The 13,903-nt window shown below is 42.1% G+C and carries 11 protein-coding genes and 1 pseudogene; 8 read left to right on the top strand and 4 right to left on the bottom strand.

The window, feature by feature from the left end:
• Nucleotides 1-3 precede the first annotated feature (3 nt).
• The 3 genes from G0029_RS12510 (at nucleotide 4) to G0029_RS12520 (ending at nucleotide 3,876) form a co-directional block, all read left to right on the top strand.
• On the top strand, nucleotides 4-1,209 hold the full coding sequence (locus G0029_RS12510) for an acetyl-CoA C-acetyltransferase (RefSeq protein WP_180107883.1): 1,206 nt from the start codon (nucleotides 4-6) through the stop codon (nucleotides 1,207-1,209).
• Between the two features lie 11 nt (nucleotides 1,210-1,220).
• Nucleotides 1,221-3,353, top strand: a complete 2,133-nt coding sequence (locus tag G0029_RS12515; protein ID WP_180107884.1) for a 3-hydroxyacyl-CoA dehydrogenase NAD-binding domain-containing protein — start codon at nucleotides 1,221-1,223, stop codon at nucleotides 3,351-3,353.
• Nucleotides 3,354-3,537: 184 nt separating this feature from the next.
• Complete coding sequence (locus G0029_RS12520) at nucleotides 3,538-3,876, top strand: hypothetical protein (protein WP_180025000.1); 339 nt, start codon at nucleotides 3,538-3,540, stop codon at nucleotides 3,874-3,876.
• 78 nt (nucleotides 3,877-3,954) lie between these two features.
• Here the strand turns inward: G0029_RS12520 and G0029_RS12525 are convergent, their stop codons facing one another.
• Both G0029_RS12525 and G0029_RS12530 read right to left on the bottom strand, forming a co-directional pair.
• Nucleotides 3,955-4,380, bottom strand: a complete 426-nt coding sequence (locus G0029_RS12525) for a GNAT family N-acetyltransferase (protein ID WP_227591823.1) — start codon at nucleotides 4,378-4,380, stop codon at nucleotides 3,955-3,957.
• A gap of 11 nt (nucleotides 4,381-4,391) precedes the next feature.
• Nucleotides 4,392-5,616 (bottom strand): annotated as a pseudogene (locus tag G0029_RS12530) (class I SAM-dependent methyltransferase).
• A gap of 107 nt (nucleotides 5,617-5,723) precedes the next feature.
• On the opposite strand from G0029_RS12530, the gene trhA reads away from it, so the two are divergent.
• Nucleotides 5,724-6,365: a PAQR family membrane homeostasis protein TrhA gene (gene trhA / locus G0029_RS12535; RefSeq protein ID WP_180110239.1), complete on the top strand. Its 642-nt coding sequence runs from the start codon at nucleotides 5,724-5,726 to the stop codon at nucleotides 6,363-6,365.
• A gap of 145 nt (nucleotides 6,366-6,510) precedes the next feature.
• Nucleotides 6,511-7,824 (top strand): MFS transporter, encoded by a 1,314-nt coding sequence (locus tag G0029_RS12540; RefSeq protein ID WP_078194265.1) that lies wholly within the window; start codon nucleotides 6,511-6,513, stop codon nucleotides 7,822-7,824.
• Nucleotides 7,825-8,125: 301 nt separating this feature from the next.
• Here G0029_RS12540 and G0029_RS12545 read toward each other — a convergent pair whose 3' ends face one another.
• Nucleotides 8,126-9,136: a metallophosphoesterase gene (locus G0029_RS12545; RefSeq protein WP_180107887.1), complete on the bottom strand. Its 1,011-nt coding sequence runs from the start codon at nucleotides 9,134-9,136 to the stop codon at nucleotides 8,126-8,128.
• Between the two features lie 106 nt (nucleotides 9,137-9,242).
• On the opposite strand from G0029_RS12545, the gene G0029_RS12550 reads away from it, so the two are divergent.
• Nucleotides 9,243-10,862 (top strand): phospholipase D family protein, encoded by a 1,620-nt coding sequence (locus G0029_RS12550; protein WP_227591824.1) that lies wholly within the window; start codon nucleotides 9,243-9,245, stop codon nucleotides 10,860-10,862.
• A 48-nt stretch (nucleotides 10,863-10,910) separates the two neighbouring features.
• On the opposite strand, the gene G0029_RS12555 is transcribed toward G0029_RS12550, so the two are convergent.
• Nucleotides 10,911-11,732 carry a lysophospholipid acyltransferase family protein gene (locus G0029_RS12555; RefSeq protein WP_180026730.1) on the bottom strand — a complete coding sequence of 274 codons (822 nt, stop codon included), beginning with the start codon at nucleotides 11,730-11,732 and terminating at the stop codon, nucleotides 10,911-10,913.
• A 477-nt stretch (nucleotides 11,733-12,209) separates the two neighbouring features.
• Here G0029_RS12555 and hflX point away from each other — a divergent pair, with 477 nt between their 5' ends.
• Complete coding sequence (gene hflX / locus G0029_RS12560; protein ID WP_218948138.1) at nucleotides 12,210-13,478, top strand: ribosome rescue GTPase HflX; 1,269 nt, start codon at nucleotides 12,210-12,212, stop codon at nucleotides 13,476-13,478.
• Nucleotides 13,479-13,521: 43 nt separating this feature from the next.
• Entirely contained in the window at nucleotides 13,522-13,893 is a 372-nt protein-coding gene (locus G0029_RS12565) for a hypothetical protein (protein ID WP_078190105.1), read from the top strand.
• The last annotated feature ends 10 nt before the right edge of the window (nucleotides 13,894-13,903 follow it).

Here is a 13,903-nt window from a genome sequence, read left to right on the forward strand (position 1 = left end):
ATTATGAGCGAGGCTTACATCATTGATGCCATTCGCACACCGCGCGGCAAAGGAAAAAAAGACGGTTCACTACATGCCGTTAAACCGATTAGCCTACTGACCGGTTTATTGAACGAATTACAAAACCGACATCAATTTGACACCGCTGCAGTTGACGACATTGTACTGGGCTGCGTGACCCCCATTGGTGACCAAGGTGCAGACATTGCAAAAACCGCAGCCATTGCAGCAGGTTGGGACAATGATGTGGCAGGCGTACAAATCAACCGTTTTTGTGCATCAGGTTTGGAAGCCGTAAATATGGCTGCACAAAAGGTGCGTTCTGGCTGGGAAGATCTGGTGGTTGCAGGCGGTGTAGAGTCGATGTCTCGTGTGCCGATGGGCAGTGACGGCGGCCCTTGGGCGCTTGACCCTGAAACCAATATGGCCTGTGACTTTATTCCACAAGGCATTGGAGCCGATTTAATTGCCACCATTGACGGTTACAGCCGAGCAGATGTGGATGCCTTTGCAGCCAACTCTCAGCAAAAAGCCGCAGCAGCTCAAGCCAATGGTTATTTTGACCAATCTGTCGTTCCTGTTAAAGACAAAGCAGGCGTGACAGTTTTAGCCAAAGATGAATTTATTAAACCAACGACCACAGCAGAAGGCTTAGGCAAGCTCAACCCAAGTTTTGCCATGATGGGGCAAATGGGCTTTGATGCCATTGCCTTGCAAAAATATCCTGAAGTCGGCGCAGTCAACCATGTACACCATGCAGGGAACTCATCGGGCATCGTTGATGGTGCTGCCGTAGTATTGCTTGCCTCTGAAAAAGCGATCAAAGAACAAGGCCTAAAACCGCGTGCCAAAGTGCTTGCCACTGCATTGGTGGGTGCAGACCCAACCATTATGCTGACTGGCCCTGCACCTGCTGCACGTAAAGCCTTAGCTAAAGCTGGCTTAACCATTGATGATATTGACCTATTTGAAGTGAACGAAGCTTTTGCAGCAGTCGTGATGCGTTTTATTACCGAACTCAAGGTTGATCCTACCAAAGTCAATGTGAATGGCGGTGCAATTGCATTAGGACATCCGCTGGGTGCAACAGGCGCCATGATTTTAGGCACCCTGATGGATGAACTAGAACGCCAAGGTAAAAAACGCGGCTTAGCAACACTTTGCGTGGGTGGCGGTATGGGCATCGCAACGATTATTGAGTTGGTATAAGGAGAATAAAAATGAGCGCAATTCAATTTGAAAAAAATGCCGACAATATCGTCATTTTAACTTTAGATTCTCCAAACCAATCTGCCAACACCATGAATGCAGACTTCCGCACGGCACTGGCTGAAACGGTAGACAAACTGCAAGCAGATGAAAATATTGCAGGGATTATTTTTAGTTCCGCAAAAAAAACCTTCTTTGCCGGCGGCGACTTAGACGAACTGATTCAAGCTACACCTGAGCATGCGACAGAATTCTTCAATATGATTGAAGAGATGAAAGCCAAACTGCGTTATATCGAAACCCGTGGCATTCCTGTTGTAGCAGCTTTAAATGGCACAGCGCTTGGCGGCGGCTGGGAGTTAGCTCTCGGCTGTCATTATCGTATTGCGCTGAATGATGCTAAGGCGAAATTTGGCTTACCTGAAGTGACCTTAGGCCTACTGCCGGGCGGTGGTGGCATCGTACGTATGGTGCGTTTATTGGGTCTGCAAAATGCATTTCCACTCTTAATGGAAGGCAAACAAATTGGTGTCGAAAAAGCCAAATCATTGGGGCTGATTCAAGACACCGCAGAAAACCTTGAAGAATTGATGGACAAAGCCATTGCGTGGGTGAAAGCCAATCCAAAATCACAGCAGCCCTTTGATATAAAAGGCTATAAAATTCCGGGCGGGACGCCATCCACACCTGCGGTGGCGCAAATGCTTGCCATTGCACCAGCCATTTTACGTGACAAAACCAAGGGCTGTTACCCTGCACCTGAAGCCATTATGGCCGCAGCAGTTGAAGGCGCTCAAGTGGATGTCGATACGGCACTCACCATTGAATCACGTTACTTTACTTACCTTGCAACCGGTCAAATTTCTAAAAATATGATCGGCACCTTTTGGCATGGTCTAAATGCTATTAAGTCTGGTGCAAGCCGTCCAAAAGACGTCGCGAAATGGCAAGCCACCAAAGTTGGTATTTTAGGCGCAGGCATGATGGGTGCAGGCATCGCTTATGCCACAGCATCAAAAGGCATTGCAGTTGTACTTAAAGATATCTCTGTAGAAGCTGCTGAAAAAGGCAAAGCCTATAGCCAAAAACTGCTGGATAAAAAAGTAACTCAAGGCCGTTTAAGTGCAGAAAAACGTGATCAAGTCTTAGGACTGATTCATGCCACTGCAGATGCTGCCGACCTACAAGGCTGCGACTTGATCATTGAAGCTGTATTTGAAAATGTCGAGTTGAAAGCCAAAGTGACACAAGAAGCAGAAGCCTATTTGGCAAATAGCGGTATTTTTGCGTCAAACACTTCAACCTTGCCAATTTCAGGCTTAGCCAATGCATCTCAAGATCAAGCTAAATTTATCGGTCTACATTTCTTTAGTCCTGTCGACAAAATGCAATTGGTCGAAATTATTAAAGGTAAAAATACATCGGCTGAAACCTTAGCCAAAGCCTATGACTATGTACAGCAAATTGGCAAAACACCAATTGTGGTGAATGACAGCCGTGGCTTCTTTACCAGCCGTGTCTTTGGCACCTTTGTGCAAGAAGGTTTACGTCTACTGTCTGAAGGCGTACACCCTGCCCGCATTGAAATGGCTGCACTAAAAGCTGGCATGCCTGTAGGCCCATTGGCGATTCAAGATGAAGTGTCTTTAACACTCTCTGAGCATGTTGCGGCCGAGACACGTAAAGCCCTACAAACCGAAGGCAAAGACCTGCCTCGCTCAGGAGCGGATGACGTTATTCAAACGATGATTCATGAGTTTGGCCGTAAAGGTAAAGCTGCGGGTGCAGGTTTTTATGAATATCCTGAAGGCGGTAAAAAGCATCTCTGGGATGGCTTGAGCAAATGGCAGAAAGATAATGCTATTTCTGAACAGGAAATGATTGACCGCTTCCTGTTTGTACAGTCACTCGATACCTTACGCTGCCTAGAAGAAGGTGTTTTGGAATCGACTGTTGATGGCAATGTCGGATCAATCTTCGGGATTGGTTTTGCCCCTTGGACAGGTGGTGCACTTCAATTTTTAAACCAATATGGTTTGGAAAAAGCGTTACTTCGTGCCAATACACTAGAAGCAAAATATGGCGAACGCTTCAAAGCACCGCAATTGCTGAAAGACAAAGTGGCGAAAGCTGAGCAGATTTAATTATTCATTTTGAGCATGCAAATTTTGCTGTTCAATCACATCAAAAGGAGCTTCGGCTCCTTTTAATTTTCATTCGCATTCGCGTGTTTGCAAACAAATCTAGATTTTACGCTAACTCTCATCTGTTTTATGTTATAAAGTAACAAGTTTTTTGATTTCTTTTTATCCGATTGAGTAGCTTGTTATGACTGATCATACTTCTCCTGAAAAATCACCATGGGGCTGGAAAGCACTGATTATCTTCTGTATTTTAGGTACGTTATTCATGGGTATTTTCTGGCTTGCTGTGACCAATGAACCAGACTATATGCCGAGCCAACAGAAAAAAGACAATACTCAACAGCATGCATTTAAAAATGCCCCTGTGATGTCAGAAGAAGCGTTGAAAAAGGCACAAGCTGATCAAGCAGCTCGTGAAGCTTCTGCGCCGACTGCAGCAGATATGCAGATGACTGAAGAACAACATGCACATATGGATGACATGAGCCCTGAACCTACTGCATCGAATGATCATGGTCACTAAGCTTTGACCTCATCTATATAAAAAAAACGCTTAAAATATTAAGCGTTTTTTTATTTATAGATGTCCAATTTTACGTATTTAAGCCAAAGCCATGTACATATCTTGATGCGGAATACCACAATCTAAATATTCATCACCTTCAACAACAAAACCTAAAGCTGCATAAAACGGTATAGCATGCACTTGTGATGATAGTTTTAAATATTCACGTTGCTCTAATTTCGCTTGTTCGATGATAGCTTGCATCAAGATTTTACCAATACCCTGACCGCGATAGGCCTTTAAAACAGCAACACGACCTATACTGTTATTTTTCAACAAACGTGCAGTTGCAATAGCTTTCATCCCATCATGAACAATAAAATGCAGTGAAATCGCATCTTCTGCATCCCACTCTTCCGCGGGCGATATCTGCTGTTCTAAAATAAAGACCTGTTCACGTATCGGCCGAGCTGCAGATGCCAGTTGCTCCCACGGACCAAATTGAATATTTAACTGCTGCATCCCTTCATCCTTTAGCATTTACAGCCAATATCTTGCTGGTCCCATTGATCATTTAACAATAATTCTAACGAATGCTTTTGAATGCCATACATGTCTTTTAAAGCTTGGATCTGCGCCAATACCGCTTGATCAGGTTCGACATAGTCTGCACGTTTGGTTGCCAAGATCATTTTATTTTTACTGGTATGTTCAAGTGCCACAAATTCAAAGACTTTGGTTTCATAACCATATGCTTTCAATAAAAGTGCACGAATCGTGTCGGTGAGCATTTCTGCTTGCTGGCCGGCATGAATGCCAAATTGCAACATTGGCGCAAGTACTTGCGGCGCTTTCAATTGAGGACGCAGTTCTTTATGACAACACGGCGCACACATGATCATTTGCGCATTTAATCGAATGCCGGTATGAATCGCAAAGTCCGTTGCTACATCACAGGCGTGCAGCGCAATCATGACATCTAAGCGCTCAGGCGCATATGTACGAACATCGCCTTGGAAAAAATCCAGTTGGCTAAAATTCGACTGCTGCGCAACACTTTGGCAAAATTCCACCATTTTTGGATTCAGCTCAACCCCAGTCACTTTAGGCACTTGCTGGTGTTTTGCTAAATAATCATATAATGCAAAAGTTAGATATCCCTTGCCTGAACCAAAATCCACAACATGTAGAGATTGATCAGTCTCTTTAATCTGACTTAAAGCGCCTGAAAAAAATTTCTACAAATTTATTAATTTGTTTCCATTTACGCGCCATGCTCGGAATAATTTGTGCTTTGGCATCCGTAATACCGAGTGGCTGTAAAAAATAACTGTCTTGATCGACATAGCGATGTTTTGCTCGATCATGCCCTTGCTGCTCCGTAGGATTTTTCCCTAAAGCAGGCTGCTTTTTGCTAATGCTTAGCATGGCTTTCTTTTTATTTTTCTTAAGCTGAATTTCTTCATCCAAGGTCATCAGGTTGGCTTGCTTACAACAGCTCAATAAACTTTCGACTTGTTGATATGCAGCTGCCATTGGATAGTTTTTGGTGATGTCTTGGGTTTTATAACGATATAAACAACTGAGAAATGACTCACCTTGCAGCGAAATGACTCGCAAGGTCATTTTTTCTAATTGGTCTAATTCACCTTTATACTGACTCAAAATCATGCGATCAAAACGCTGTGTTTCAATGGCTTGCTGAAAGGCTGCTAAAAATTGCTGCTCTTGCGTAGAGGGAGAAGCCAAAGATGACATAATATAAACCTAGATAAATTTGCAAAACAATTTTAAATCTTCTTACACCAAAAGCAAAATTGAATTACTATACATATGTATATTTAAATTATTATAAAAGATACGTTATGAATCCTCCCCATCTTTTAGCTTATGACCCAGCTGAAGAAAGACTGAATTTCTATACCCATGCTTTCGGTGCAGCGTTGTCTGCCATCGCAGGTATCCTACTGATTTTAAAAGGATCATATCTTCCAACTGGACAATGGCTTGCACTTTGGGTGTATGCATTCAGTATGCTGTTATTGTTTTCAGCCTCGAGTCTATATCACTTCGCAGAATCTCCTGAGCGCCGTGGTTGGTACAAAAAACTCGACCATACCGCAATCTATTATTTAATTGCAGGTACTTACACCCCGTTTCTGGCAATCGCATTGCCTACCGCAAAAGCGCATTATTTACTCATTGCACTGTGGGTCATTGCTGCAATTGGAACACTATTCAAATTAATTTTCATTCATCGTTTTCAAAAGATTTCGTTGATTGCCTATTTGGTGATGGGATGGCTTGCAGTACTGGTAATGGATGATATGCAACGCTTTTTATCTGATCAAGCTTTAACCTACCTGATCATTGGCGGGCTATCTTATACAATCGGTGCATTGTTTTATGCCTTAAAAAAGGTAAGATATACACACGCTATCTGGCATATTTTTGTATTGATAGGTGCAGGATCACATTTCCTGTCGATTTATCTCTACGTGATATAACCCACTGACACTGCATTCTTTAGTGACCCTAATTCCGCAGTCCGTAAGTTGGTATTTCGTATTTTTTTAAGAAATTACGCCTTTTTTAAAAAGATTACGCTTTTAAAACTAAGTTCAATTATTTTTAGTAAGTGTAAGGTCCACCATGGCGTCTTCAAGTGCTGCTGCCACTGAACAGCAACCAACAAATTCAAAATTCCGCGTACTTACAGCAAGTCTTGTAGGTACCACAATCGAATTCTTCGATTTCTACATCTATGCAACTGCGGCTGTAATTATCTTCCCGCATCTGTTCTTCCCTGCAAGTACAGATCCAACAACCGCAACAATTCAATCTTTAGCAACGTTTGCGATTGCCTTTATTGCTCGCCCGATTGGTGCAACATTCTTTGGCCATTTAGGTGACCGTATCGGTCGTAAAGCCACATTAGTTGCCGCTCTCCTCACCATGGGGATTTCTACAGTATGTATCGGCTTGCTTCCAACCTATGCTCAAATTGGTATCGCTGCTCCGCTCATGCTTGCACTTTGTCGCTTAGGTCAAGGTCTTGGTTTAGGTGGTGAATGGTCAGGTGCCGTGCTGCTTGCAACTGAAAATGCGCCAGAAGGCAAACGTGCTTGGTATGGTATGTTCCCTCAATTAGGTGCGCCAATCGGCTTTATTCTTGCAACAGGCTCATTCTTGACCTTAGGTCACTTCATGTCTGAAGCTGAGTTTATGCAATGGGGTTGGCGTATTCCATTCATTGCAAGTGCGCTATTGGTTATTGTCGGTCTGTGGATTCGTTTAAAATTACATGAAACACCAGCGTTCCAAAAAGTTTTGGATAAGCAAAAAGAAGTAAATATTCCGTTCAAAGAAGTGATCACTAAGCACTGGGGGATGTTAATTCTCGGTACGATTGCCGCGATTTGTACATTCGTTGTGTTCTACTTAACCACAGTATTCGCTTTACAATGGGGTACAACCCAGCTTGGTTACACACGTGAAGAATTTTTAAAACTTCAACTGGTTGCCACACTTTGTTTCGCTGCCTTCATTCCACTTTCTGCTGTATTTGCTGAAAAATTTGGTCGTAAAACGACTTCGATTGCGGTATGTGTTGTATCTGCATTGTTTGGCTTAGTCTTCTCAAGCATGCTTGAGTCTGGCAGTACTGCGATGGTGTTCTTATTCCTATGTATCGGTCTTGCGATCATGGGTTTAACCTATGGTCCAATTGGTACGGTATTGTCTGAAATCTTCCCAACGTCTGTACGTTACACAGGTTCAGCTTTAACCTTTAACATGGCTGGTATTTTTGGTGCATCTTTCGCGCCATTGATCGCAACTAAACTTGCAACTGGCTATGGTTTATATGCAGTAGGTTACTACCTAACTGCAGCATCAATCCTTTCATTGATCGCATTCTTAATGATTCGCGAAACTAAAAATGATGATGTGAATAATCAGGTTTAATCTGCACATAATAAAAAAGCCAGCACATATTGCTGGCTTTTTTTATGTCTCAAATTGAGTCAATGAACTGATGAATACTCTGTAGTTGACAGCATTTTAAATAATTAAATTCATGCATGCAGCTTAGATCCCACTGAGTAGCAATACACATCATCTGTTCCAAAACACTGTCATTCACTCAACTTCAAACTACAAATGTTTCATGGCACGATTCAATTTTATTAACAAAACAAGGTTTGTAGCTCTTCATCAAGAGGAACAGTCACCAAACCGTTTAGCGATAATAAACGGTAGTTTTTGATTAAACCAGCTCGATAATATCAATGGTCGGTGGCACAAGAAAACGGAAAGGTACCCCAACCATGCCCGTACCAACAGTGACAAAGACATCTGCATTGTCATGCTGATATAGCCCTTTTTTGTGGCCTAAAATGGACACTTTTTTCATTACATAATCGGTCAACCATGGCAATTCCACTTGTCCACCATGGGTATGACCCGACAACATCAATGGTCGTCCCGGAAGTTTAGGTACCATATCGACGGTATCTGGATTATGCGACAAAATGATCCAAGGTTTATCTTGTGGCAATTCTGGCAAATAGCGCATATCGGCTTTACCAGCCCATAAGTCCCCAACGCCTAATAAGCGAAACTCATTAAACTCAACCACCTGCCCTTCGATGTCCACCACATGATTACTTTCTAATGCATGTTTTAACAGCGCTTGAATAGGCGGACCGGGATATTGCTCATCATGATTACCATTCACCGAATAAATCGGAGCAATAATTTTTTTTAGTACGGCCAGTTCTTCAGCTAACTTATTTTCTGGCTCGTAAGTCCAATCCCCTGCAACCACGACCAAATCAGGATTTTGTGCATTGATCTTATCGACGATCATTTTTAACTGACGTTCATGGCCCGAAAATAAACCAATATGTAAATCACCAATTAAAGCAATGCGTACAGGCTTTAATAATTGTCGTGTTTCATGCAATTGATATCGACATTTTTTCACCTGAATCATGTGCGGCTCGATAAATCGGGCATAGCACAAAAGCCCCGTAACAGCACCGACAAAAATCGCTTCATGTAGTGAATAATAGCCACTCCAGCCTGCATAAAAGCTAAAGAAGAATAAAGGGATAAGTAAATACGAAAGATAGAATGCCAACAAATGTACGAAGGCTTTAAACGGATGAATCGTTTCCGTGCGTGACTGGCTTAACCAAGCTTGGGATATTGCCCAAACGCCCAGCACAGCCAACCCGATATAAAAATACATCACTACGGAATCTAATTCCCACATACATTTGCTCTACAATTTGCCTAACGAGAAAACTCGGTCACTATATTTATCTTTTCACAGCTGACACTTATACTCAAATCAAATTTTTTTTAGTATGTCTAACAGTATGAACTCAGCTACACCGAAACAGCAAAATTTGCCCTTCATACACAACCACACTAAGGCGGTTTTGCTGAGTTGTAGCCTTGTTTTGACTTTATCTGCATGTAGTACCTTACCTAAACAGCAAACTCAACCTGTGGAATATGCCTTTAATACTCCCACTGACGATACTAGCCTTGCGAAAATTGTGCTGCCGCTACGTGAACAAAATCCTAATTTAACTGGTTATCATGTTCTATATGACCCATTAGAAGCCTTAGCGGCTCGAATCGAGCTAATCAATAAGGCCGAAAAAAGTTTAGATTTACAATACTATATTTGGGATAACGACAAAATTGGTGCTTTGGCCCTACATGCCATGATCAAAGCTGCAGATCGTGGGGTGAAAATTCGTTTATTGGTCGATGACAACAATGCCAAAAAAATGGAAGGCATTTATATGGCACTCGACCAACATACCAATATTGATGTCAAACTGTATAACCCATACCGCTTCCGACATTTCCGCCCTGTCGATATGGTGCTGGATCTAAAACGCATCAACCGCCGTATGCACAACAAAAGCTTTATTGCAGACAATCAAATCGCATTGATTGGTGGTCGCAATATGAGTAACCAATACTATAACGTCAGTGATAATTATCAATTTTCCGATGTTGACGTCATGCTGGTCGGTGCGGCATCCGATGAAATCATCCATTCTTTTGACGAATATTGGAATGATGATTATGCCTTTCCAGTACGTCAATTGGTCAATCCACGCCACTATAGTTTGCGCTTTGACAGTCTCAAACAACAACTCGATGACTATAACCAAGAAGCCACTGTGGTCAATTATTTGGACTTAGCTAACCGTTCACATGCCTTTGATGACTGGCTCAACAATAAAATCCAATTTGATTGGGTCAAAGCCGAAGTGGTCAAAGATTCCCCGAGCAAAATCAAATCTAAAGCCAAAAAAGAAGAGCACCTCAACTTTCAGCTCCTCAACCGTTTAGATAAACCGGAACAAAGTGTTGATATCGTTTCGGCCTACTTTGTCCCAGAAAAAAAAGGGGCTGAACGCCTAAAAAACCTTCGTGCAGATGGCGTAAAAGTCAGAGTCTTGACTAACTCATTCCAGGCCAATGACGTGCCATTGGTTCATGCTTTTTATAGCAAATATCGTCAAGATCTCTTGGAACACGACGTTCAACTCTATGAATTTCTCTCTAGACCTGATGCAGAAAACCTCAACACCAATACCAAAGAGTTGGCGGAAAAATCTAAAGTTAGTCTAAAAGGTTTAAGCCGTTCAAGCCTACATGCCAAACTGATGGCAATTGATGAAAAACAAGTCTTTATCGGCTCATTTAACTTTGATCCACGTTCAGCATATTTAAATACTGAAATTGGGGTATTACTGAATAGCCCACGCTTAGCCAAAGCCGTCCACTACACCATGGATGAAAATTTAAGTAAATATGCCTATAAGTTAGTGCTCAATGCAGACCAACAGATCAATTGGAAAATTAAGCTGTCAAATGGTCAAACGCGTATTTATCCACGTGAACCGAAAATCAAGTGGTGGCAAAAAGCAGGGGTGAAATTTATCTCTTGGTTGCCGCTCGAAGGCTTTATGTAAGGATTGTGCTGCAAAGGCATCCCCCTTGCAGCATGTATCACTAATTCATTAAGCTTCAACTGGAACTGGCGCTTTAAGGACTTTGGCTTGAAGTTCTGCCAATCCCTGATTCATTTTTTGCTGCACTTCTTGTGTCAGACTGTCAACAGTATGACCTGCCGAATCAATTGCGGGCAATGTCATCAGATGCGCTGTGACTTTCGGCATTTCTAAGACATTTTTGACATGTCGATCAAAGCTAATGTCTCCGACATAGGGCGCAATATTATCGAGTTCACCGTCCTGATTCACATAGCAAATTAAGCAAATTTGGACTGGACGTTCGGCTTCAATTGCCGCACCTAAAATACGACCATGAATTTTTTTAATTTTGCTGCCATCTGAAGTGGTGGCTTCTGGGAAAAAGAGTACCGGCGTATCTTGCTTTAAGAATCCCGTAATTTGTTCTTTAATTTTAATTGAATCGCCAGAGCCACGCTTAATAAATAAGGTGCCACCGCCTTTCGCCAAATTACCCAGCACTGGCCATTTTTCAATTTCAGCTTTCGCCAAAAAGAAAACACGTGCACCAGAACCTAAAACTGCCACATCTAACCATGAAATATGATTACTTACCCAAAGGGCTGGTTGACGTGGAATTTCGCCATGCACTTTGACTTCAAGATTAAATACTTTGCATAACTTGCGACAAAAATACTGCACATAGCGGGTATTTTGCGGGTTATTCGGGTCTTTATACAATTGATGACGATAAACCAAATAAAAACCCTGCGTCACGGCAACAGCTGCTGCACCGACTTTTTTACAATACAAATAAAATTTTGAAAACACATTAATTTGCGGTGTATTGACGATTTGAGGTTGATTCATAAACGGTTCACTAAAAGGACACGGTGCCACAATTTGGCGTAAATTTTCATCATCATATACCGAAGACAGTTTTTTTGCATTGATCATAAAAACCGAAGTCGAAGATAATATTTTCCCATTTTAATCGTTTTTAAAAATCAAATATTATTTTTATATCGGTTTTAAAGGTTAAAATTATGAATCATTCATATTCAGACAATCCCCCTATTTCTTCATGGCAAGCGTTAAAAGCCATTGCTTGTTTTTCATTGATATATGTGAGTGTGCTTTTTTTACTGGCACTGAGCTTTCGCAGCTTTCTCTAATTGAACTGCAGGTCGTACAGCAACTTTGCCATTAATCCATCACTTAGATTAACCACCGCACTCCATTTTCGCCTAAAATGAATCTTTAAACAGGAGTGTGTGCTGAGTGGAAAATTTAAATCAACATCAAGCGAGCGGTGAACGCGTAATTTTAGTCAGCGTGGCAGTACAAATGCTCGCAGACCTTGATGCCGAAGAATTCCACTTACTAGCTCAATCTGCAGGTGCCAATATTCTGCAACATGTGCATGCTCAGCGTATTAAGCCTGATGCCAAATTATTTATCGGCTCAGGGAAGGCTGAAGAAATTGCAGAAGTGGTTGCAGAGCATGAAGCCGAATTGGTTATCTTTGACCATGCTCTCACCCCTGCCCAAGCACGTAATCTTGAACGCATCATGCGTTGTCGTGTGGTCGATCGTACAGAATTAATTTTAGATATTTTTGCCCAACGCGCACGTACCTATGAAGGTAAATTGCAAGTTGAATTGGCCCAATTACAGCATATGGCTTCACGGCTGATTCGTAGTCGTGGCGATCTCGATAGCCAAAAAGGTGGGATCGGCCTACGTGGACCGGGTGAAACGCTGCTGGAAACTGACCGTCGGCTACTCAAGCTCCGTATGGGACAACTCAAAGCGAAACTTGAGAAAGTCCGCCAAACACGTATGCAAGGTCGTGTGGCACGTCAAAAAGCTGCTGTTCCAACCGTGTCATTGGTGGGTTATACCAATGCTGGTAAATCGACCTTATTTAATAATTTAGCAAAAAGTGATGTCTATGCAGCAGACCAACTTTTTGCGACACTTGACCCAACTTTACGCCGTCTACATTGGGATGGTATCGGCAACTTAGTTCTCGCAGATACTGTAGGTTTTGTGCGTAATTTATCGCACTCACTGGTTGAGTCGTTTAAAGCCACCTTAGAAGAAACGTTGGAGGCGACCTTATTGTTACATGTCATTGACTCCAGCAGTCCGGACATGATGGAACAAATCGAGGCTGTCGAAAAAGTACTGAAAGAAATTGGTGTCGATGTTCCGATTCTGCGCGTTTATAACAAAATTGATGTCAGTGGCGAAGATCCTAAAATCATCTATGGCAAGCCGCATCAGCCGGAACGTGTTTATGTCTCAGCACATAGTGGTAAAGGTCTTCCCTTATTACGCCAAGCGGTTCAAGAATGCTTAATGGGACAGATTCAAAGCTTTGAAGTCCGTCTAAAACCGGCTTATGGCAAATTAAGAACACAACTGTATGCGCTCAATGTGATCCAAAATGAAAGTTATGATGAACAAGGCAACTTAATTTTGCATGTCATCATTGCCCCGCATAAGTTAGAACAACTGATTAAACAGGCGCATTTACCCATTGATGAAATATTGGGAACGCGTGCGCAACAATTTCAACGTCCACTTGAAGAATTTGAAATTAAAGACTAAATCGGTTAAAACTTGATTAGTATAATTTTAACGAAAGACAAAAATGGACTGGATCAAGCGCATCGACTGGAAAGCCTGGATAGGCACTATTGCATTAATTATTATTTTCCGTGAAGGCGCGGTCTGGGTCATGAAGCAATTCAATCACCCAGAATTAGGCAATCTAGTCGGTTTGATTAGCCTCTTGATCGTGCTTTCATTTTGGAGAAAATTCAACAAAATTCCAGCCAGTTTGGTCGATACCAATAATAAAATCATGAAAGAAAGTGCCTTTGCCTTCCTACCCATTAGTGCAGGCTCATTGCTAATGATGATGCATTTAGGCGATGAAATTCCGATGTTTTTGATTGTTCTCTTTGTCAGTACCCTCATACCGCTATGGGTCTACGCAAAAATGTCTAAGAAATGGCTATAGGAGAATCAAC

This window comes from Acinetobacter sp. YH12138 (genome assembly GCF_015218525.1).
Lineage (GTDB): Bacteria > Pseudomonadota > Gammaproteobacteria > Pseudomonadales > Moraxellaceae > Acinetobacter > Acinetobacter amyesii.